Below are 22903 nucleotides of genomic sequence, written 5' to 3'. Positions count from 1 at the left end.
CAACCAAATCGTTTTATTGTTTAATAAACGCGCCAATTTTATCGTTTATAAATAAAATAAGAGTAAACGTTGCAGCCCATAAAGCACCGTACAACGGCCAAAATTGCCATAGTGGCAACCCTAAATCTAAAACTTCAAATCGTGAACCTGCCCAATAACTGCCAGGAGCAAACGCCAAGCAAACAATAAATACTTGCCAAGGTTTGAGGGTGGTTAAGAATGACATTGACGTGTTAATACATAACAATAAAGCAGCCCATAAAAACACCAACCAAAACGGGAATGGGTCTACTTTAAATTCAATAAGGCCTACTTTAACAGCAATAAACTCACACAGTAACGCGAGCGGTAAGCATTTAAGAAGCAATAAAGCATCTTGTTTTTTTTGCGCTGACAAATAAAACATTAATGCAATGATTACAGTTGAATAGACAAGTGAGTGCTGTTCAAGCAGTAGGCATAAAAACCACACTACTTGAAACAGTACAAAATTAATAAGCGAGTGCAATCTCATCATTACTACTCGTAAAACGGGGTTTGCGTGCCATTAAGTGCACAGTACTTGTAGCGCGAGTTCTAAATGCGCCCTCACAATAAGCAAGATAAAATAACCACAAACGATAAAAGCGATCATCAAATTTATTACTGTCTAAATTTGGCCAGCTTGCAATAAATCGCTCGCGCCAATCGGCAAGTGTGCGTGCATAATGAGCGCCAATGTCATTAACAGTGTGGATATTCATGTCTGTATTGTTTTTTATCTGTTCACTCATCTCATTAAGCGAAGGCAAACACCCACCAGGGAAAATATACTGCTGTATAAAGTCTGAGTTTTTAAGGTAATGCTGATAACGTTGATCGCTAATTGTGATGGCTTGAATAAGCATAGCACCGTCATCTTTTAGTAGCTGACCGCACTGAGTGAAAAAACTAGGTAAGTACTCATGACCTACCGCTTCTATCATTTCAATTGATACTAGCTTATCGTATTTACCAGTTAATAAACGGTAATCTTGTTTAAGCAAAGTTATTTTGTTTTCAAGCCCAAGCTCTTTTATTTTATTGGATACATAATCGTGCTGTTCATCAGAGATTGTGGTGGTGGTAACATGACAGTCATAATGTGTAGCTGCATAAATAGCAAATGCGCCCCACCCAGTGCCGATTTCGATAACTGTATCACCTTTTTGTAACTCAACTTGCTCACAAATACGCTGTAGTTTGTATTGTTGTGCCTGTTCAAGGGTAGCATCTTTACTTGGGTATACCGCGCTAGAATAAAGCATTTCTTCACTTAAAAAAGACTCGTATAAATCATTGCCTAAGTCGTAGTGTGCAACAATATTCTTCTTCGAACCCGAGTGAGAATTTTTATTTTTAATGTGGTTTATACGATGAGCAATGTTACTAAAAAAAGCGAATTTCTTTTCAAATGCATCTAATTGATCTTGATTAATCGCAAAAATTTCTATTAAGCGCGTTAAATTGTCACATTGCCACTGACCTAAAATATAAGACTCACCCGCACCTATGCTACCAGCGAGCGCGAATGCTTTATACATAGCACTGTCGTTAACGGTTACCGTTACTTTTAGCGCTGAAGACGTGTCGCCAAATACAGACTGCTGGTTGTTATCCACCAGTGTTATTTGACCAATTTCAATAGACGAGAACGCTTTAAATACTAACTTTTTATACACGTTAGTAAACCAGCTAGTGCGCTCTTGAACGCGTAAGCTCGATACCTTTTCCATACACTTACCTATATTATTGTTATTACTTGTTAAACAACATAAATTAATAAAATTTTACGATCTACCGGCGTGTCCTAAAAATGGAACTTTTTTAACAAACAATATAAATGCCTGATAGTAAATGCCCTTGAAAATAGACCACGTCATGGCTGGAAAACGTCTCAATAGTTTACCCATTTGAACCGAGTTCAATGGTTGACGCTGTAACCTTAGTGATGCGTCAAAAAGTAATTCGTCATCCCGCTTATTTTCTATGCGTATCAGTATATTGTCTTGCTTTTGTCGTACAGTCCAATGATAGTCCATATCCAAATTCATAAATGGTGATACGGAAAATACTTTCTTAAAGTTCACTTTTTTTTGTAGCGGCACTAAGTAATAATGTCGCTCATTCCATGGGGTATTACTCACCTCAGCAATCATATAACTAAATTGATTGTCTTGGTGACCAAAAAAGTAAAAATTAACCGGGCTAAAGTAAACCCCCAAGCAGCGCAACTGTCCTAGCATATAAACATGACTAAACTTTTCCTCAATACCTAGCGCAGCTAATTGCACATGAGCACGTTCCAACAAGGTTTGATTTTGGCTATTTGGTGAACCTTGCAAATAATCTGACTGCTTAAACTTTAATGCCTTAAGACCTGACGTACCTAGTTGCTTATGTACACCATTGAGACCTTGGATATTGTTTAAGTCAACCCACATCATGTAAAGCGGATAATTAAATGCATGATGTTTAACAGCAAAGCGGCGATGCTTTACATCGCCTAAATATACTGCGTTAGTCAAACTCTACTCCAAGTTGCTTTGCAACATCAACGGCGCTGCGCACACCATCTTCATGAAAGCCGTTGTACCAATACGCTCCGCAAAAGTAAGTGTTGTTTTGCCCGTCAATAGTATGCTTTAACTGTTGCGCGGCAATTGACGATTGGTTGAAAACAGGATGATGGTAAGTAAATTCACGTAAAATTTTACTCTGATTAATACCCTCTAAGTGGTTCAAGGTAACGCAGAACTGTGTATCTGATTTGATCCCTTGCAGTATATTCATTTGATACGTAACCACCGCCGCTTTATCGGTATTATTATTGAGCAAATAATTCCAACTTGCCCATGCCGCTTTTCTATCTGGCAATAGCGATATATCGGTATGTAATACCACGGAGTTTTCAGTGTAAGGGATCGCTCCCAATACTTTAGTTTCTTGCTCACAAGGATCACCAAGAAGCGCTAGAGCTTGGTCGGAATGGCACGCAAAAATAACTTTGTCAAAGTGAGATTGTTCACTGTTGTTAAAAGTGATAGTAACGCCATCATTTGTTCTTTCTACAGATTTAATCTGACTATTTAGCTTAATTTTATCTGCAAAACCCGCAATAAGGGGATTGATATACTCACGTGATCCACCTGGGATCACATACCACTGCGGCCTATTTGTGATGTCTAATAAACCATGGTTAAAGAAAAACTTTACAAAAAACTCAACCCCTACATTTTCCATTTCTTTAATGCTAGTAGACCAAATGGCAGCACCCATGGGTAAAATGTAGTGGTATTTAAAGAAATCATTAAAACGATGTTGTTGTAATAATTGACCTAGTGATTGCTCTGTGTAGTGACCTTTTGCGTGCAAAGCTTTACATAATTTATTAAAGCGTACTATGTCATACAATAGGCGCCAAAATTTAGGCCTAACTATATTTCGACGCTGAGCAAATAAACTCGTAAATGTATGTCCATTATACTCGAAACCTGTGGCTTCGTTATGCACACTAAAACTCATTTGCGTTGGTTTGCGCTTTATGCCAATACGCTCAAGCAGTTTTTCAAAATAAGGGTACGTTCTATCATTAAATACAATAAAACCTGTGTCTACAGCATAATTAATACCACTATGCTGTACATCAACAGTTGCTGTGTGACCACCAATGTAGTCGTTTTTTTCAAAAAGTGTGACATCGTAATGCTTATGCAATAAGTGTCCGCAAGTTAAACCTGAAACACCAGTCCCAATTATTGCTATTTTTTTCAACGGGTTAATCCTTTTGCAATTTTAAGCCAAAGCGGAAGTGGTAATACTCGCAGTGCTTTTAATATAAGTGTGAAACGATAAGGAAAATGAACTTCTTTGCGGCTTTTAGCAACGCCTTTTATTATGTAATTAGCCGCTTTTTCAGCAGTGACAGCCATTGGCATGGGAAAATCATTTTTGTCAGTCAAAGGCGTTTTTACAAACCCTGGGTGTACTAATGTCACATCAACATCACTCAAATCTACCGCAAGGCTTTTTGCTAAATAACTTACACCGGCCTTAGACGCACCATAAGCCTCTGAACGTGGCAATGGTAAGTAAGTAACACTTGAACTAACCATTACCAATTGCCCACCGGGGCTTATTTTTGGTAACAGTGCTTCTAAACAGTAACCCATTGATAATAAATTAACGTTAATAACGCGCTCAAATAGCGCGCTATCAAAATGCCGCGCATCGTCAATGTATTCACAGTTACCAGCATTGAGAATTACGCGGTCAAATTGAGTGTACCCTAACGTTGCTGCTTTTATATCTTGTAAATTAGTGGCGTCAAATTGGCAGGTTTCTATGTTGTTATGTTTACCAAGTTCAGCAAGTTTTTGAGTATTACGCCCACAAGCAATGACTGTATCACCCTGCTCGGCATACTTTATAGCAAGTTGCTCACCAATACCCGACGTTGCACCTGTAATAAGGGTAATCATAGTTAACCAGCCCTTTTATCAATAAAATTAATGATATTACCTAGTAATGGGATATGCTTGTATAACAGCTCACCAGCATTAAAATAATCTCGATGTTTTACAATCTTGTCGCCTTCAAATACCAACTTGCTGTGCCCTTGCACTGTGATGGTTTTACCGGCATTCAGTTTTGGGTGAGAGTAATACATTGTCCAATACACAAATGCGTTATTATCGTTGGTAAATGAATCGGTTATGTCAAATCGACAATCCTTAACATTACTGTATAAACCACAAAAATAACGCCTTAAATCTTCTAGACCATTAATTTCGTGCAGCGGATCTATAAATTGTATATTTTGTGCATAAATTTCGGTTAATAACTCAAGGTTATTTTTATCAAGCTTTTGATATATTTCTACAAATTTATCGACTGATAATTGGTTATCCATATCACACCTTAAATGCATCTAAAGCCCTAGCTCGTGCTGCTTTATGATCAACAATTGCCGGCCAGTAACAGTGTTCACTTTGCCCCGTTGCTGCTAAATAGGTATGAGGAAAATGAATGTGTTTGTCTGGCACTTTTTCTAATTCAGGCAGATATTTACGAATAAATTGACCACTTGGATCAAAGCGTTCACTTTGAGTAATAGGGTTAAACACTCTAAAATAAGGCTGTGCATCACAGCCTGTACTTGCCGCCCATTGCCAGCCGCCATTATTAGAGGCTAAATCACCATCAATAAGATGCTGCATAAAAAACTGCTCGCCCTTACGCCAGTCAATTAAAAGATGTTTAGTTAAGAAACTTGCTACTACCATTCGCAAACGATTGTGCATCCACCCAGTTTGTAATAGCTGCTGCATGGCAGCATCAACAAGTGGATAGCCTGTGCGGCCTTCGCACCAAAGCTTAAACTCAGCATCATTATCACGCCAAACAACACTATCGTACTTTTCGTTAAAATTAGCACCGCGCGATAATTTAGGATATTCAGCAATGAGGTGTTTATAAAATTCACGCCAAATCAGCTCGTTCACCCACGTAAAAGTTTTACTTTTTGAGGTAGTCAAAATATCTGGATACTGCTGTTGTATGTTGACCATTAACTGCTTACTGCTGACAACCCCTAATGCTAAATATGGGCTTAAACCCGATGTTCCTTTTACACTGGGTATATCGCGAACATCATCATAACTTGCTAATTTATCATGGATAAAATTATCGACCACATTCGCTAAAGTGTCGTCATCAACCGGCCATTTTTTTGAACTGTCATCACTGCTGAGTAATTCACACGATTCAATATCAATAGGGTTTGAAGATAATGGCCACGGCGCCAAGCTAAAGTGAGTATCTTGATACTGTTTTAACCACGCCCGCTTAAAGGGCGTAAACACTTTATACATTTCATTGTTTTGTGTGCGTACACTGCCAACAGGTGCAATGATGTCACCTTCGTATAAAGTAAATGTTATTTGCTGTTGATCGCATTGCGCTTGAATCGTTTTATCACGATTAAATTCATTAAGCTCATACTCTTTATTAGCTATAATATGTTTAATATCATGCTGCTGACAAAAATCGAGAAGTTTAGTTTGGCAGTCTGTGAAATAAGGAGCCTCTATCACGTGTAAATTAACACCATACTCAGCTAATTTATTACGAATATAACTGACTCTGCGTTTTAGTAAGTCAATTTGTATTGGAGCTGTGTGATGCTCTGCCCACTGTTTTTCACACACAAAAAAAATGGCGTGTTTAGCACCATTATTTAACGCCTCGATAAGCGCTTCATTAGAAAAAAGGCGCAAATCGCGCCTAAACCAAAATAATGTTTTCATTACAAACCATAACGTAGCTTGAGTTCATTGGGATAAGGGTTAAAGTATATCTGCTTACTTAAATACTCATTAGGATGAACCTTTAAATGATGTTTAAGCAATGTTAGTGGTACATAAAGCGGTACCAACCCTTGACGATATTCATCAATAGCTTCGCGCATTTCTTGTTTTTCAATTTTAGATAAATCTTTTTTGAAATAACCTTGCAAGTGCATTAAGGTGTTTGAGTTGTTTTTTCTTGACGCTGGACGTTTTAAAGCCGTCATTAATCCGAGTATATATTCGTCGGCTAACGCATTAACGTCGTCACCTAAAAAAGTACCAAGCAAGTGGCCTAAGTCACGGTAAGCTTGATAGTTATGGGCCATCAACAAGTATTTATATTGCGCGTGAAACTGGGTTAATCGATGCACTGTAATGGGTTCTTTTACCAACTGCTGCCAGTTATGTAATGTATAAACACGCATGACAAAGTTTTCGCGTAAATGAACATCGTTCAAGCGACCGTTTTCTTCACAGGGCAATAATGGATTGTGTTTCATGATTTGTTCAGCAAAAAAACCAATCCCTTCAGAGGTGTTACCGGTTCCTGCTTCATTGTAAATTTTAACGCGCTCCATGCCACAACTTGGACTTTTGGCACAAAAAACAAATCCGCTTAAATGACCAGCTTGCTCTGTGGCTATTTTTTTACCGTATTCTGTTAGCTGAGGGCCAACATCACCTGTACCATCTGGACGACATACTTTGATAGTATCAGCCGTTCTTACTTGGCGAATTGTCGGGCGCGGTATAGGTAAGCCAACCGCGACCTCAGGACAATATATTTTGTATTCAACATGTTTTGCCAGCTCTTCCATACAAAAGTTAGATTTTTTATGGCCGCTGTCAAATCTTACCTTTTCGCCTGCTAAGCAGGCGCTAATACCTATTTTTATTGTATCTGTTTGCATAGATTCTCTTAATAAATCAAGCCACCAATTGGATTGAGCAACTTGCTAAGTCCTTTATTGAAATGTAGCGCACTACTAACAACAGTAAAGCACAAACATCCCTCTTTTGTTAAAGGAGTATGTTGATGACGGCCATCTTGCCAAATAAAGTCACCCGGTACATAACTGCCTTCTTCGTCTGTAAATTCACCATCAAGAAGTAGCGTTACTTCAAAACCTGTATGCGTATGCTCAGGGATTTCGCCACCTGCGTCTATATGCAATAAACTCGAGCGCAAATGCCCGTCGTCAAGCGCTATGCGTGAACGAGCAAGCTTACCCACTTGTGTAAATTTGCTATGAGAAATACGTGTTAATGCTCTTGGTAAGCTGTAATTATAGTCATTCACTTCAATAGTAACAGGTTCAACGGCATAAACTTCATCAATCGAATCGTCTGAGGTGATTAATTCAAGCAACCCTGAGTCCGCTATATCGTCGCTTTGCTCATCGTTGTTAACATTCATGTTGTCACTAAACACTGCTTTTGCATTACTTGCCTCGAGTTTTTCAACCTTAGCTTGGCATATTGGGCACATATCTACATGAATAGATACGGCTAAACTTAGTGACGCGGGAAGTGTTGCTGCACAGTATTGTGTCAGTAGTGATTCACTCGGGTGATGTTTAATCATGCTGATCTCCCATTTCATTACGTAATTTCTGCAAGGCTAAACGTAATCGTGATTTTACCGTGCCTACTGGAATGTTTAATTGTTGAGCAAGCTGCTCTTGCGACATATCTTGAAAGTAAACACCGCGTACCACTTCTCTTTGTGCTTGTGGCAGTTTATCTAGATAGCGCTTAATTTGTTTATCTTCAAGGTGGTCACTGTATTCGTGATGTGTATCTTCTGATTCATTCAATAACGGCCAGATGTCTTCGCTGATATTTTCTTCTTTGTTGCTTTTCATTTTTCGAAGCATATCAAAAGACGCATTACGCATTACCGTATAAACCCACGTAGTCGCTGCGCCTTTGTCACTGTTGTACAAATGCGCTTTTCGCCACACTGAAGTGAGCGTTTCTTGCACCAACTCCATTGCTTGGGCTTCTACACCAAACTGCTTAATGCCAAAGCGTTTGATCTTTGGTGCAAAATATTCAAACAAGTACGCGAAAGATTTTTTATCGCGAGATTGGGCTACATTAACTAATGCTTCCCTGAGTTCCGTACTTGGCGTTTCTGGCATGGCAGTATACTTACCTGTGTTAGGTTCACAACGTAATGTCTGTTGTTGACTTACCATAGTAAAATGTCCCGTTATAGCTTTTGTAGGTAACATTACGAGCTAAGATTATAAGCGGATCAAAATTATTTTAGGCAAATTCGTTATTAATCACAGTATGGAGGAAATTCAGCAAGTTATCAAAATTAGTTTCAAATGCAAGTTGTTGTTTTTTCTCGATAGAAATAGGGAGAAGCTCAAGCCATCTGGCAACAACCCAAGTAAGTTGATTAAACTGGGTATGTTTATAAAGAGACTGCAGCTCTGGGTTACAAGAAAAGACTTCTTCTAGTGCCACTTGAAGTAGTTGATGTTCACCAATGTCATGATTACTGCTGTTGTACCAATAAGGTGTATTGCACGCAGAGACCTCACCATGGCGTAACTCCTGTTCGTCTTGGTACACGTTATCTAGTCGCACACTCTTTGATGCAAAAACATCAATCAACAGCATACCACTTTCGTCTTGATCAAAATCAATAATATCCATTAAACACCCTTGGGCGCTTATATTGAATGGTGTGTCGTGTTCAAAGGTGCAAAGTACAAAACCACTGTTTGTTTTTAATGCGTTTTTAACCATCGTCAAATAACGAGGCTCAAATATACGTAATCGCGTATAGCCTTCAGGTAATATAAAAATCGGTAATGGGAAAATCGCACGTTTCATAAAGTCTACTTTTTTCAAACACTCTGCCTTTATTTACGTGCGCTCTATTGTAGTCGATCAGCTTTAGTTACATCGATTGTTTTACCGTGTAAGTGCATTCGCTAATTAAACCTAGTTACCACATTTTTTATCATGTAAGCGATGTAATATACACTCAGTACACTTGCCACTGGCGCCAACATCAGGGCTAACAATTCGAACTCGCTGTTCATCACTTATTCCCTATTTTTATTGCTTTTGTTGTGTTTTCACTACAAGTTGCTTTTCATCAATGCCACTATTATCAACAACTGGGTTGGTTTGTAGTAAACCATCTAAAATAGCTTGGGCATCAAAAGAAACGGCTTCTTTTACTGACTGTTCAAGTTCATGGGTTGCTTGTGATACATAAGTCGTCACCGTTTTAGTCAACATATCTGTAATATCTAAATCGACCTCTGTTGCATGTACTTGAGATGAACCTAATAAAAGTAAACTAGCCAGTGTCATGTTAATTGAAGTTTTCACAATGTTATTCCTTGTTTGTTTATTGGTTAATACACCTAGATACAATCAAGGGCTGTGCCATAAAGAAGCAAATAAATAAGCCATTGTTTTATAACAATATAGAATAAAAAGGTTAAGATTTAAAAATATGGATTAGTTAATTTAACTAATAACTTAAAAAATATAACCAAATAGTAGTGTATTTTATAACATACCTTAATCCATAATCTGACAGCGTCATTCAATCAATTCTCAATTGATAATTTCAGCGCACACTTGTACACTAATCACCAAATTATAAGTGGTAAGATCTGTTATGTCTGTTGAAGCGCCCTATTCAAAAAAAGAAGAGCTATTAAATGTTGTTAGCCATGCTTTAGGTATTTTATTTGCTACGTTTGTAATTTGGGATTTATTTAAACAAGCTAACACTGTGAAAGGTTACGCCAGCACAGTCGTTTATGGCAGCAGCTTATTTATTTTATTTTTGTTCTCTACACTTTATCACGCCAGTGTTCGCCCTAAATTAAGAGCGTTTTACAAAAAGTGTGACCACTGTGCTATTTATATGCTTATTGCTGGCACATATACCCCTTTTTTATTACTCTCTTTGTCTGGAGTTTGGTCCTGGGCTACCTTGGTATTTATTTGGACAGTGGCTTTAGCTGGCGTTGCTTATAAACTGCTTGTTAAAAATGGTAATAAAAAAGTATCACTCGCTACCTATTTATTGATGGGGTGGTTTGCACTGGCAATTATATACCCACTTTACTCAAACTTACCTATCAACGCACTTTACTGGCTGCTTACTGGCGGTTTTTTTTATAGCGTGGGTACATTGTTTTACAGCGCCAAAAGCACTCAGTATAGCCATGCAATTTGGCATCTTTTTGTTATAGGCGGGTGTATATGTCATTACATTTCGATCAGTAATTATGTTTATAAGGCTGGTTAAGCCATTTAGAATGGTCTGGTTTGAGCGATAACCGGTCAGTCAAAAGTTATGATGTCTGAAGTCAAGATTTGACCCTCGGCTCTCTGACCCTCGGCTCTCGCTGAGTCGAATAACAACGCGGTAAGTTGGGTTATTTCTAGTTCAATTCATCGTTTGTGTCGGATAGCGGCGCTGCGCGCTTTATCCCGACCTACGTCAAGCGGTAGATTGGTTAAGCCGAAGGCGCCACCCAACTGAGTTTCATGTTCATGCTTTGAAACGTCAGCTTCTGGCACTCTCTAGCCGCTCGACAACATAAAATGCTGAGAATTATTGGCAAGGTATTTTACTTTTTCGAATGGCGCTTCGCTTATCCGACCTACACGGGTACTTATCTGCCGAGAGTGGTCATATCACTCCCACCTATACTCGCGAATATTCATTTTATTTTTCTTAAAACTGACACATTCTAATAACAGCTTTTGTCGATGTTCTTGATATTTATCACTTCCTTCCGGAAACGATATCTTACCTTGGCTATTGACCACTCGATGCCAAAGGATGGTCGAATCTTTTGGCATTTCTTTTAATAATCGACCAACGAGTCATGCATTATTGGGATAGCCTGCAAGCGCTGCGACTTGGCCATAACTGGCAACACATCCCATAGGTATGCTAGCAATAATAGTATACATAATCGTTTCTTTATTAACGTCCATTATTGTTTGAATACTCCTGACTGAGTAATTTGAATTGCTGCCAAATTTTACGGGCAACAGGACCATGGTGCATAGCATGTTGACGAAAAGCACGAATTTGTGCACTAAATTGATGCTCTCTATCAGTTACTATTATTTGTTGTAATGAACCTGCAGCAATTTCTTTTTTACAATGGCCCAAGCTCATCATTGCCCATCCTGCCCCTGAGAGTAAAAACGACTTCAAAGTAGCTATATCATCTATTTTCATCACTGCAGCTCCTTTAGAATAAGAAAGCCTATCGCTGTCTATACTCAAGCCACTTTCAAACATCGCTAAACAAGGATAATGCTGTAGCTCATCATAGGTAAGCTGCTGCGGTAAAAACTCTTTAGCGCCCACAATACCTATATCAAGCTTGCCTATCGGTAAGCTTTCTAAATCGCCGGTGGCATGAAACAAATCAAACCAAGGGCCTATACCAAGCTCTGCTTGACCGTTATTAACTTGCTCCAAAGACATAAAGCGTTTACCACTGGTTAAACGAAACTCCGTACTAGCAAAATGCTTAAAAGTATTACTTATAATCTCGTTGTAACTTTGCACATGACAAATTTGTTCATAACAAATTCTAAATTGTGCTTCATTACCTAATGCCAGCTCAGTTGCAAGCTGTGTAAGCTGCTCGTTCGCGTTTAAAAGCTGTTTCGCTTCACGGTGGAAAATACGCCCTTTTTCAGTAAGTTGTAATCGATATTTAGAACGGTCAAGCAGATCAAAACCTAATTTCGTCTCTAAGTTTTTAATCGCCAGAGTTAATGCTGGCTGCGTTTTATGTAACTTTAATGCTGCTCCGCTTAGGCTAGCACTTTGCACGATAGCGTCTAAAATTTGTAATTGATTAAGTTTCATAGCCAGTCCAATACATCATAAGGAAAACTTATTGAGTTTCTAAAATTTAATGATTTTTATTTTATATGTTTGCAGCGTATGCTGCATTGACTAATTTAGCTTTTTTATCATGGAGATATCATGTCACTGTTTCGCTTATGCTTACTATCTGCGACATTACTTAGTTTAATAGGTTGCTCGGAGCCCGAAAAAATTGTTAAAAAAGAACCTATCCGTCCTGTTAAGTTATTTAATATTGGACACGACTCGCAAACAAACATACGTAGTTTCCCCGCTGAGGTCGTTGCAAACCAAGGCTCTTACCTTGCTTTTAGAGTTAATGGTGAGTTGGTTGAGTTTCCGGTATTAGCTGGCGAGGAAGTTAAAAAAGGACAGCTGTTAGCTAAATTAGACCCAGAAGATTTTCAATTACAATATAACGAGCGTAAAGCACGTTATGAACTGGCTAAGTCACAACTTAAACGCATTAAAAAACTATTCGACAAAAACATCACCAGTCAATCCGAGCTTGATCAAGCCGTTGCCAATGAACAAGTGGCCGAATCAGCGTTTAAAATTGCAAAAACTAATTTAGAATATAGCGAGCTTCGCGCCCCATTTACTGGCACCGTGGCTAAAGTATTTGTAAAAAACTTTGAAAGCATTCAAGCCAAACAAAACGTTTTGCGTTTAGAAACACGTGACTTTATGGATGTTGTTATCAATGTTCCTGAAAGGCTGATTGCTCGCATAAATAAAGATACAGACTATCAGCCAACAGTGATATTTGATGGATACGATAGTAAATCATATACTCTGACAATTAAGGAGTTTGATACTCAAGCCGATCCAGCAACGCTCAGTTATAAAGTTGTTTTTTCATTACCTATACCCACTGATTTTAATTTACTCGCAGGCATGACAGCTCGTGTTGATATTGATATCAGTCAAATAACAGATTCACACTCTCCTTTTGTTTTAGTACCTGTTAAAGCTGTATTTTCCGAGCCAACAAATAACATTAATAATAACAGCTATGTTTGGCTTTATGACAAACAAAGCTCAACCGTATCAAAGCAAGCAGTTACTGTAGGTCGCCTTCATCAAGATACGATTGAAATATTAAATGGACTAAATCATGGTGACACAATAGTTGCCGCAGGTGTACATACTCTAGAGCAAGCAATGGAAGTTCGTCCATGGCAAAAAGAGCGAGGCTTGTAATATGAGTTTTGCGGAATTTGCGATCAAACGAAAAGTTGTTAGTTGGATGTGCGCTACACTTCTTTTAGTCGGAGGGATTATTGCTTATTTAGGGCTTGGGCAGCTCGAAGACCCTGAGTTTACACTAAAAAAGGCCATGGTGATCACTATGTATCCTGGTGCATCGCCACAACAAGTTGAAGAAGAAGTAACCTACCCACTTGAAAATGCCATTCAGCAATTACCCTATGTTGATTATGTCACAAGTATATCGTCTGCCGGTAAATCACAAATAACCGTAGAAATGAAAAGCCGCTACCGTAAACATGACTTACAACAAATTTGGGATGAATTACGCCGTAAAATAAACGATAAAACAGCGTCTCTACCTTCAGGCGTCTATCCTAGTAATATTATCGATGATTTTGCTGATGTTTATGGCGTCATGTATGCTGTTACAGGTGATGGCTACTCATATGATGAGCTTAAAGACTACGTCGATTTTCTTAAACGTGAGTTAGTATTAGTCGATGGAGTGAGTAAGGTTACTGTTGCAGGAGAGCAACAAGCACAAGTAATGGTTGAAATTTCAACACGTAAACTAGCTCAATTAGGCATACCTGCGGATCATATTTATCAACTCCTACGCGCACAAAATACAGTGTCAAACGCCGGAAAAATTCGTGTTGGCGATGAGTCAATTCGCTTACACCCTACCGGTGAATTTAATAATGTAAGCGAACTTGAAAACTTACTTATTTCAAAACCCGGTGCAAGTGAACTCATTTACTTAGGTGATGTAGCTAGTGTTTACCGTGAATATGCGCAAACGCCTACACATGTCGTACGATATAATCAGCAACAAGCTTTATTATTAGGTATCTCATTTAGCGGTGGAGTGAACGTCGTTGACATTGGACATAATTTACAGTCGCACCTAGCTGCTTTAGAGTATCAGCGTCCCCACGGTATAAAAATTAACACCGTGTATAACCAACCAGCCGAGGTAGATAAATCTGTTGATGGTTTTATTGTTAGTTTAGCGCAGGCTATAGCAATTGTTATAGTCGTATTATTACTCTTTATGGGTCTTAAGAGCGGTATTTTAATTGGTATTATTTTATTATTAACTGTTCTTGGTACCTTTATTTTTATGAAGCTCTTTGCCATAGATTTGCAACGCGTCTCGTTAGGGGCACTAATAATAGCGCTGGGGATGTTAGTTGATAATGCTATAGTCGTAACCGAAGGCATTTTAATTAATTTAAAGCGAGGGCAAAGTAAATTAAAAGCGGCAAATAATATTGTTAATCAAACTAAATGGCCTCTACTTGGCGCAACGATTATTGCAATCACGGCATTTGCACCTGTAGGCCTCAGTGCTGATGCAACAGGTGAATTCGCCGGTAGTTTATTTTGGGTACTGTTAATTTCTTTATTACTTAGCTGGTTAACGGCAATAACATTAACACCTTTTTTTGCTGATTTAATGTTTAAACAAACGCAAGGACAACAGCAAAGTGATGATGATGACCCCTATCAAGGTATTGTTTTTACCGTTTATAAAAAGCTATTACATACCTGTATGCACTTTCGAAAAACCACATTACTCGTTATGCTAGTGATGCTTGTAAGCGCTGTATATGGGTTTAAATTTATAAAACAGTCATTTTTCCCAGCTTCAAGTACTCCTATGTTTTATGTCGACTATTGGAATACCCAAGGCAGTGATATCCATAGCACACTAGAAGGAATTGCAAAGCTAGAAGCGTTTTTACAAAAAGATCCCCTCGTTGAAGAGGTAACGACCACTGTAGGCCAAGGTGCACCACGGTTTATGCTCACTTATGCCCCAGAGAAGTCATATGCGGCCTATGGACAACTCATAATTCGCGTTAAAAACCGAGAAGCCGTTACCACCGTGATCAAAAATGTGCGCAACTATGAACTTAATAACGTGCTAGATGCACAGTTAAAAGTAAAAAGAATGGAAGTGGGTCCTTCCACCGATGCAAAAATCGAAGCGCGTTTTTCTGGCGCAGATCCTGTTATTTTGAGGCAACTTGCCAAACGAGCAAAAGATATTTTAGCCCAAGATGCCGGTGCGTTTAATATTAAAGACGATTGGCGTGAACGTGCAAAGTTAATACGCCCTCAATTTAACGAACGCAAAGGACGTCGCTTAGGGATAACTAAGTCAGATGTTGATCAGTTACTATTAACGAGTCTGTCAGGTAAAAAAGTGGGAGTATACAAAGAAGGTACACAGCTACTACCTATTATTGCTCGCTCACCTGCAGAAGAACGCTTAAATGTTGAAAGTTTAAATGACTTACAAATATTTAGCCCCGTTTTATCTGTATTTGTGCCAGTAACACAAGTGGTAGATGAGTTTGTTATTGAATGGGAAGACAGCTTAATAATGCGCCGTGATAGAAAACGAACTCTTACTGTTATGGCTGATCACGATGTAATAGGCGACGAAACACCAGCTAAATTATTTTCCCGTGTACGTGCTGAAATAGAAGCGATCGAATTACCAAGAGGATACGAGTTACAGTGGGGTGGAGAGTTTGAATCATCAAGTAAAGCACAAAAGGCGATTTTTGGCTCACTACCACTGGGTTATTTAGCTATGTTTGTGGTAACCGTACTTTTGTTTAACTCAGTGAAAAAGCCTTTGGTTATTTGGGCAACTGTACCGCTGGCTATTATTGGTGTAAGTGCAGGCTTATTAGTGATGAATGCGCCGTTTAGCTTTATGGCGCTACTGGGCTTATTAAGTTTAAGCGGCATGTTAATCAAAAATGGCATTGTACTGGTGGATCAAATAAACTTAGAGCTCAGTGAAGGTAAATCGCCATATCAAGCAGTGTTTGACTCAGGCGTAAGCCGTGTGCGCCCTGTAGCCATGGCGGCTATCACGACAATACTTGGCATGATCCCGTTATTATTCGACGTATTTTTTCAGTCGATGGCGGTCACCATTATGTTTGGCTTAGGGTTTGCTACTATACTTACGCTAATTGTGGTGCCGGTTTTATACACTGTGGTATTTAGGATTGATTACCCTAAACAGTAGGCTAACAAAAAACGCAGCTAAGGCTGCGTTTTTATTTGCTTTGTTACACAAGCTTAATTACTTTTTTAAGCTTAACGTGCCACTGCTGCGGGTTTTGTTTCCTGTGGCAGTATTTGCTTTGTGAGTATTTGATTTACCCACATAAGTAGTAGAGCGTTTTTGATAAGGGGTATTGCGGCTACTTTTTTTAACCTGCTTTTGTTGGTCGTGACCATGTGAGTGACGTGGATTTTCACCTTGAAAATCACGCTTATGCGCAGATGTAGTGTTGTTGCTTTTGGTTTGTTCTGTGTTGTTGCTCTGCGCATTATCGTCATACAAGGAATGCTCTTGCGTTTTACCAGAATCAGCAATTGAGTCGTTAATGACCGCCATTTCTGCGTCACTTAAATGCCGCCACTGCCCTAATTTCAACCCTTTAAGGGTTACGTTCATAATACGTACACGTTTTAATGTAACCACTTCGTAGCCTAAATACTCACACATACGGCGAATTTGACGGTTTAAACCTTGGGTTAAAATAATGCTAAATTGCTGCGCACCGGTCTGAGTGACTTTACACTTTTTAGTCACTGTATCTAAAATTGGAATACCATTAGCCATTTTATTTACAAACTGACGATTAAGTGGTTTATCTACGGTAACCACATATTCTTTTTCGTGGTTATTGCCAGCACGTAAAATTTTATTAACAATATCGCCTTCATTGGTTAAAAAAATCAGCCCTTCTGAGGGTCTGTCTAAACGACCAATCGGAAATATACGTTCAGGGTAATTAACGGCTTTAACAATATTACTTTGAATTTTACGCTCTGTGGTGCAAGTAATACCCACAGGTTTGTTATAAGCAATGTATACGCGCTTAGGTGGCGCTTTTAATGGTTTACCATCTACTAGCACCACATCTGATTGCGCAACTTTTACGCCCATTTCTGGTAACTCACCGTTGACAGTGACACGACCTTGCTCAATATATTTATCGGCTTCGCGGCGAGAGCAGAACCCGGTTTCACTAATAAATTTATTTAAACGCTTTAAGTCTGTCATCGGTAATTCTTCTTAAATATAAAGGCGCATAGTTTAAACTACTCAAGCTATTTTTTCGCGGTTAATTTTCGCTAATTTACGCCATAGGTATTCAAGCGGACCTTGCTTAAAATACCGACAATAAACAGCTGTAAATATAAGTTGTACAATCACTAAGCTAATGGCGAGCAGCCAATAATCAAGTCGATTAAAATTAAGCGCCCACTGAGGGAAAAGCACTTTAAATAACAGTAACTGCATAATAGTTTGGCTTATATATAAAGTAAAAGCCAACCGCCCGACTTGTTGAATTAACAGACCTATATGGGCACTGTTATTACATAATTTAACCATTAAATGAATATAAAGCAGTGCAACACATAAAGCTGCGAGCTCATTCACCGGCTCTTGTAAGGCATAACCAATACCTTGGTTATATGGCTCTAAGATTAACCGTATACTCGTCAGAAATACACTTAACACAACAAGCTTAATAAGCGCTGCTCTGGTAACCCCTTTACTAAACACCCCGTATTTGTATACAACAATACCAATAAGCATAAAACCAGCACTTGCCCACAATAATAAAGTAGGCACTGCCATTAACATATAAGCGCTCATTGCTATGTTTTGGCTAAAATGAGCGCTAATGCTTTGGTAGTAAGTATTATATATCTCAAAAAATTCAGGGGAATCTCTGTTAAGTGGCTCCCCATTGAGCCCCAACATAAACATTGCTGTCGCAATTAAATAGATAAAAATATAAAACGCTGCTTTGTTTTTAAGCTCTTCATTCGTGTAACTTAAATAACGTAATACCAGTAATGCTGACACCCCATATAAAAACAAGATGTCGCCCGCCCACAGTAAAAACCCATGTATTAAGCCAAACACAATAAGCCAATGTAATCGTTTTTTTAGTGGCTCAATATATTGGTATTGTTGATACTGAATATAAAGACCCGCACCAAACAGTAAAGTGAATAAAGTGCGAAACCGTCCTTCAACAAATATAAGGCTTAGTAAGTTTAGAAACTGATCGCTAGGCGGGGGTGTTGTGAGTGGGGTGTAATTGAGCTCAAAAATAGCAAATGAAAAACAGTTAATAAATACGAGGCCAAGCACTGCTATACCCCTAATAAAGTCCATATTATAATTGCGCAAAAGCTATTCCCTTAAATATTGTCTTTATAACTATCCGCCCATTGTACTGCTTGTTTATACAGTTTTGGTAAAAAAGCGCTGTCTAAATTTATCAGTAATACTGCTTTCTCAAGCGCCCACCAACTTCCTGTTTCATAGGCTTTTACTGTTTCAAGGATATAATATAAGTTATTTTTTTCACCAGTTAACGCCGCTTTTATATCGTCCGGAAATGGAAGTTTATCAACCAGCAAGTCCATTGGCTTGTCCAAAATAGCATCGAGCAGTGAAAAAAGCCCCGTTAAAAATGCTTCGCCTTGAATCTGCTTAGCAACTTTAGCGGCTATTAGTTCACAAAACCGTGCACGAATAACGCACATCTGCATGAGCTCTATGGGCTTATTACGAACGGTATGCGCTGTGACGATTAGACTAACAAACTTTTTTAAACGCGCCTGACCTAAATAGACCAGCGCTTGTTTTAATGAAGATATCTGGCTTTGCAGCGGAAATATACCGCTATTTAATAAACGAAGTAACTTATAAGCCAGTGCCGCATCAAGCTCAAACAACCCCGTAATCACTTTAACATCAGGGTCTGCCTTCATGACCTCTACGTAAATAGATATTACTAGCCCATAGTTATAATGAATATCTTTTTGCTCTATCATTACCGGGCGAGCAAAGTAATAACCTTGAAAATAATCAAACCCCATTTTATGGGCCAATTTATATTCTTCATCGGTTTCTATTTTTTCAGCTAACAACTTAATATTTTTATACTTTTTAAGTTTATTTACGACAGGTGGAATGTCGGCAAGAGGCGTAAGACGAATATCAAACTTAATTAAATTAACCAGTTTTAAAAAACGTTCCCATTGCGGTTTATAAACAAAATCATCAAGAGCTAATTTATAGTTGTTATGGAATAACTTGCGACATAACTCATAAGTATCATCGCTAGGCTCTATGGTTTCAAGTAACTCAATAACTACATCCTTACAAGGTAAAAAATCACACAAATCAAGCTTTAACGACTCAGGACCAATGTTGATCAGCGCTTTTTTCCCCGAGGTAATGTGACGAGTACCTAGGTTCAGCTGGTTTTCCATGATAAGCCTTGCCGTTGCTTGACCATCAGACACACCAGGAAAGCAGTTCTCAGGACTATCGCGAAACAGTAGTTCATAAGCGACTACATTTTGATTACGATTAAGGATTGCTTGCCTTGCTACAAATACAGACACCTTACCTACTTAATGTTATTTATACCAGACTAAGTAATTAAAGCGTAAATAGGAACGGATGTCACTGAACTTCAATAATTTTTTGTAACTTTTTGTAACTCTATGTATACAGTTGTGTTATGTATTGCTGCACCACATTTAACCAGCTAAATCGCGTTTGTTTTGCACAAGAGCGTATACTCTGCCATTGCTCTGGCTTGCTTTGCCTAAGCATCAATGCATTTTTTAAGCAGTTTAATAACGCATCGCTTTGTTCTGTTAAAGTTTGAGCGTTAAAACTAAATCCGTTTTCTTGATGTTTAACCGTGTCTTTTAAGCCTCCAATTCCATGCACTAAACACGGCTGACCTGCGCGCATTGCAAGCATTTGACTTATTCCACATGGCTCAAAAGAACTCGGCATTAAAAATAAGTCACCGAATTGATACATTAAATCGCCAACACCTTGCCCATAGCCTTTTAAAAACAAAAAGTTGTTATTCCGTGCCATGGCACTGGTAAAAAGGTGTTCAAGTTTACTATCGCCTGAGCCCAGCACAATTAAACGACCATTAAATTGATTAATGATCTGACACACTGAATCAATAGTCAGGTCTTTGCTTTGTTGCTGGCAAAGTAACAATACTTTTTGTTCAGTAAGGCGCCCAACGCTTGTCACTAAAGGGCCTTGCTTATCGCACGCCATAAATTGTAAAACACGTTGATGAGCAATGTAGTGGCTGCTGTCTAATTGCGCGCTTTTTGCCATCCAGCCAAACAAAGTCGATTCTATTCGTTCTAATAGCTGACTATAGGTTGCTTCATGTTCGTTTTGAATCGCGTACTCACAGCCATTGAGTATCCCAATCAATTTACCTTGCTTAGCCGCTTGTTGTAAATCACGCTCAAGTCCTTCGCCACCAAAGAATCCGTGGGCGTTATTACTTGCTATTTGCACTTCTTGGCTATAACTCGGTGAAACCACATGTACTTTGTCAGCCAAATTAATCGCACTGCGCATAGGGTTAAAACAGTGGGGATAACGAGGATCACATAATAATTGCCCATCGTAACTTAACGAGGGAAACCATGCTTCTAAGCTTGAATCATCCCCTTTAAAAGGACGAATTCCCTGCAAAGCTAAATTGTGCACCGTATATACCAAGCGCAGCTTAGCAAGCTTGCCATAACGAGGATTAAATTTAAGTAACACTGCCACGCAGGCACTGTGCCAATCATGCAAATGTAAAGTGTTGGGTTGTGTTAATACGCCCTGTATCAGGGCTTCACAAATAGCGGCATTAAACAGTGCAAACTTGGTTGCATCGGTAGCAAATGGTCTATTATCGTTGTCGTTACAATACACACTCAATGATTGACTAAAAAGAGGATGACTTATGACTATTTGCCTCACCCCTTTTTGATTCTGTGGAATTTCAAACAAAGATAAAACGTGGGTCTCTGACTTAAATGCCACACTCACTTCACCAATAAAACAGCGCTCACCTAGTTCAAAACCATAATCAGGAATAACCACATCTACCGTCAGCCTCTGAGCCACTAACACCTTTGGTACATCACGAATAACATCAGCAACACCACCAACTTTGGCATTAGGTAACGCATCATTCTCTGCAGCAACCATTAATACATGCATTAATTTACTCTTATAGTTTGCTGCAAGGCTTTCGCCTTGCTCTTTTAATTATTATTTATTAACGATGTGACTTATTGTCTAACTTCATCAGCATATCGCGGGTGACCAATACAATCCCTTTTTTTGATACCCGAAATCCATTGGCTTCATCGGTATTACGATCAAAACCAATTTCTAACCCAGGTGGGATCTCACAGCTTCTATCAATAATTGCTCGCTTAATTTTACACCCTCGATTAACAATAGCACCAGGTAAAATGACCGACTCCTCAATGGTACAATATGAACGAATATGTACATTAGAAAATAATAATGATTTTCTCACTAAAGAGCCGGAAACAATACACCCACCCGACACCGTTGAGTCAACCGCCATCCCTCGGCGATCATCATCATCAAAAATAAATTTGGCGGGAGGAAGCTGCTCTTGGTAAGTCCATATTGGCCAAGTAGGATCGTACAAATCCAGTTGAGGCTCCGGCATAACCAGTTCCATATTTGCTTCCCAAAACGAATCTAGAGTTCCCACATCGCGCCAATAGGGTTGTCCTACTTGTGCGGGATCTCTAAACGGGTAGGCAAACACATTATGCTCTTCAATAATGGCAGGAATTATATCATGGCCAAAATCACGCCCTGAGCCCTCTGTTTCCGCATCTTTTTGTAGCTGCTCAAATAAAAACTCAGTATTAAATACATAATTTCCCATTGATGCTAAACAGGTGCCTGGTTTACCAGGCACTGAGCTGGGCTCGGCAGGTTTTTCATCAAATCGACGTACACGACTTTCTTCATCAACCGTCATCACACCAAAGGTACCCGCAGCTTCTTCAACCGGCACTTCTAAACAGCATACCGTCATGTCGGCGCCATTTTCTAAATGCTTTGCCAACAGTCCGCCATAATCCATACGATACACATGGTCGCCAGATAAAATCATCACATATTTGGGTAACTCATGGCGAATAATATCCATATTTTGAAATACCGCATCGGCAGTGCCGCAATACCATTCATCACCATGGCGCTGTGACGCAGGTAATATTTCAACTGACTCACCTAATTCTTTTTTAAAATGCCCCCACGCCCGATTTACATGGCGAATCAGTGAGTGTGATTTATATTGCGTTGCAATTCCGACACGTCTGACACCTGAGTTAATGCAATTTGATAGTGGAAAATCAATAATACGATGTTTACCACCAAAATAAACGGCGGGTTTAGCACGCCAGTCGGTTAGTTCATGTAAACGAGATCCACGCCCTCCGGCTAATATTAAAGCGTAGGTTTCTCTGGTTAAATTACTTATATAACGATTTGCATAACTGGGCATATTAA

The 22903-nt window shown here is 39.0% G+C and carries 21 protein-coding genes and 1 pseudogene; 3 read left to right on the top strand and 19 right to left on the bottom strand.

All coding sequences use genetic code 11. The features are described 5' to 3' along the window. Positions 1 to 13: 13 nt before the first annotated feature. The 12 genes from KG708_RS11055 to KG708_RS11000 form a co-directional block, all read right to left on the bottom strand. Positions 14 to 514, bottom strand: coding sequence for a DUF2878 domain-containing protein (locus KG708_RS11055; protein WP_213610212.1), 501 nt, complete (start codon positions 512 to 514; stop codon positions 14 to 16). Next, entirely contained in the window at positions 492 to 1754 is a 1263-nt protein-coding gene (locus tag KG708_RS11050; protein ID WP_213609769.1) for a cyclopropane-fatty-acyl-phospholipid synthase family protein, read from the bottom strand. Before KG708_RS11050 ends, KG708_RS11055 begins: the two co-directional genes overlap by 23 nt. A 54-nt stretch (positions 1755 to 1808) precedes the next feature. After that, positions 1809 to 2546 (bottom strand): DUF1365 domain-containing protein, encoded by a 738-nt coding sequence (locus KG708_RS11045; RefSeq protein WP_213609767.1) that lies wholly within the window; start codon positions 2544 to 2546, stop codon positions 1809 to 1811. Then, entirely contained in the window at positions 2539 to 3792 is a 1254-nt protein-coding gene (locus KG708_RS11040) for an FAD-dependent oxidoreductase (RefSeq protein WP_213609765.1), read from the bottom strand. The genes KG708_RS11045 and KG708_RS11040 overlap by 8 nt, the downstream gene beginning before the upstream one ends. Beyond that, positions 3789 to 4499 carry an SDR family NAD(P)-dependent oxidoreductase gene (locus tag KG708_RS11035; protein ID WP_213609763.1) on the bottom strand — a complete coding sequence of 237 codons (711 nt, stop codon included), beginning with the start codon at positions 4497 to 4499 and terminating at the stop codon, positions 3789 to 3791. Before KG708_RS11035 ends, KG708_RS11040 begins: the two co-directional genes overlap by 4 nt. 2 nt (positions 4500 to 4501) lie before the next feature. Further along, complete coding sequence (locus KG708_RS11030; protein ID WP_213609761.1) at positions 4502 to 4930, bottom strand: nuclear transport factor 2 family protein; 429 nt, start codon at positions 4928 to 4930, stop codon at positions 4502 to 4504. Between the two features lies 1 nt (position 4931). Next, positions 4932 to 6326: a deoxyribodipyrimidine photo-lyase gene (phrB, locus tag KG708_RS11025; RefSeq protein ID WP_213609759.1), complete on the bottom strand. Its 1395-nt coding sequence runs from the start codon at positions 6324 to 6326 to the stop codon at positions 4932 to 4934. Beyond that, positions 6326 to 7279 carry a DUF523 and DUF1722 domain-containing protein gene (locus tag KG708_RS11020; protein ID WP_213609757.1) on the bottom strand — a complete coding sequence of 318 codons (954 nt, stop codon included), beginning with the start codon at positions 7277 to 7279 and terminating at the stop codon, positions 6326 to 6328. The genes phrB and KG708_RS11020 overlap by 1 nt, the downstream gene beginning before the upstream one ends. A gap of 8 nt (positions 7280 to 7287) precedes the next feature. Then, a complete protein-coding gene (locus KG708_RS11015; RefSeq protein WP_213609755.1) occupies positions 7288 to 7953 on the bottom strand; it encodes a ChrR family anti-sigma-E factor in 666 nt (221 codons plus the stop codon). After that, positions 7946 to 8569, bottom strand: coding sequence for a sigma-70 family RNA polymerase sigma factor (locus tag KG708_RS11010; protein WP_013463253.1), 624 nt, complete (start codon positions 8567 to 8569; stop codon positions 7946 to 7948). Before KG708_RS11010 ends, KG708_RS11015 begins: the two co-directional genes overlap by 8 nt. A gap of 70 nt (positions 8570 to 8639) precedes the next feature. After that, positions 8640 to 9218 carry an LON peptidase substrate-binding domain-containing protein gene (locus KG708_RS11005; RefSeq protein ID WP_213609753.1) on the bottom strand — a complete coding sequence of 193 codons (579 nt, stop codon included), beginning with the start codon at positions 9216 to 9218 and terminating at the stop codon, positions 8640 to 8642. 228 nt (positions 9219 to 9446) lie between these two features. Beyond that, positions 9447 to 9725 (bottom strand): hypothetical protein, encoded by a 279-nt coding sequence (locus tag KG708_RS11000; RefSeq protein ID WP_013463251.1) that lies wholly within the window; start codon positions 9723 to 9725, stop codon positions 9447 to 9449. Between the two features lie 295 nt (positions 9726 to 10020). Between KG708_RS11000 and KG708_RS10995 the strand changes: the two genes are divergently transcribed. Further along, positions 10021 to 10659, top strand: a complete 639-nt coding sequence (locus KG708_RS10995) for a hemolysin III family protein (protein WP_213609751.1) — start codon at positions 10021 to 10023, stop codon at positions 10657 to 10659. Positions 10660 to 11051: 392 nt separating this feature from the next. Here KG708_RS10995 and KG708_RS10990 read toward each other — a convergent pair. Together KG708_RS10990 and KG708_RS10985 are read right to left on the bottom strand one after the other, a co-directional pair. Further along, positions 11052 to 11357, bottom strand: a pseudogene (locus KG708_RS10990) (MGMT family protein). Beyond that, positions 11347 to 12249 (bottom strand): LysR family transcriptional regulator, encoded by a 903-nt coding sequence (locus KG708_RS10985; RefSeq protein ID WP_213609749.1) that lies wholly within the window; start codon positions 12247 to 12249, stop codon positions 11347 to 11349. The pseudogene KG708_RS10990 and the gene KG708_RS10985 overlap by 11 nt, the downstream one beginning before the upstream one ends. 120 nt (positions 12250 to 12369) lie before the next feature. On the opposite strand from KG708_RS10985, the gene KG708_RS10980 reads away from it, so the two are divergent. Continuing rightward, on the top strand, positions 12370 to 13452 hold the full coding sequence (locus KG708_RS10980; RefSeq protein WP_213609747.1) for an efflux RND transporter periplasmic adaptor subunit: 1083 nt from the start codon (positions 12370 to 12372) through the stop codon (positions 13450 to 13452). Position 13453: 1 nt separating this feature from the next. Beyond that, complete coding sequence (locus KG708_RS10975) at positions 13454 to 16513, top strand: efflux RND transporter permease subunit (RefSeq protein WP_213609745.1); 3060 nt, start codon at positions 13454 to 13456, stop codon at positions 16511 to 16513. A gap of 57 nt (positions 16514 to 16570) precedes the next feature. Here the strand turns inward: KG708_RS10975 and rluF are convergent, their stop codons facing one another. The 5 genes from rluF to glgC all read right to left on the bottom strand — a co-directional run bounded on the left by rluF (position 16571) and on the right by glgC (position 22898). Beyond that, complete coding sequence (gene rluF / locus KG708_RS10970) at positions 16571 to 17560, bottom strand: 23S rRNA pseudouridine(2604) synthase RluF (RefSeq protein WP_213609743.1); 990 nt, start codon at positions 17558 to 17560, stop codon at positions 16571 to 16573. A 42-nt stretch (positions 17561 to 17602) separates the two neighbouring features. Next, positions 17603 to 18688, bottom strand: a complete 1086-nt coding sequence (locus KG708_RS10965; RefSeq protein ID WP_213610210.1) for a DUF418 domain-containing protein — start codon at positions 18686 to 18688, stop codon at positions 17603 to 17605. 26 nt (positions 18689 to 18714) lie between these two features. Next, positions 18715 to 19929: an HDOD domain-containing protein gene (locus KG708_RS10960; RefSeq protein ID WP_213609741.1), complete on the bottom strand. Its 1215-nt coding sequence runs from the start codon at positions 19927 to 19929 to the stop codon at positions 18715 to 18717. Positions 19930 to 20029: 100 nt separating this feature from the next. Next, positions 20030 to 21565: a glycogen/starch synthase gene (locus KG708_RS10955; protein WP_213609739.1), complete on the bottom strand. Its 1536-nt coding sequence runs from the start codon at positions 21563 to 21565 to the stop codon at positions 20030 to 20032. 58 nt (positions 21566 to 21623) lie between these two features. Next, positions 21624 to 22898 (bottom strand): glucose-1-phosphate adenylyltransferase, encoded by a 1275-nt coding sequence (glgC, locus tag KG708_RS10950; protein WP_213609737.1) that lies wholly within the window; start codon positions 22896 to 22898, stop codon positions 21624 to 21626. Positions 22899 to 22903: the final 5 nt, after the last annotated feature.

This window comes from Pseudoalteromonas sp., from assembly GCF_018402495.1.
Classification (GTDB): domain Bacteria; phylum Pseudomonadota; class Gammaproteobacteria; order Enterobacterales; family Alteromonadaceae; genus Pseudoalteromonas.
This window is presented reverse-complemented; position numbering and strand designations above follow the sequence as displayed.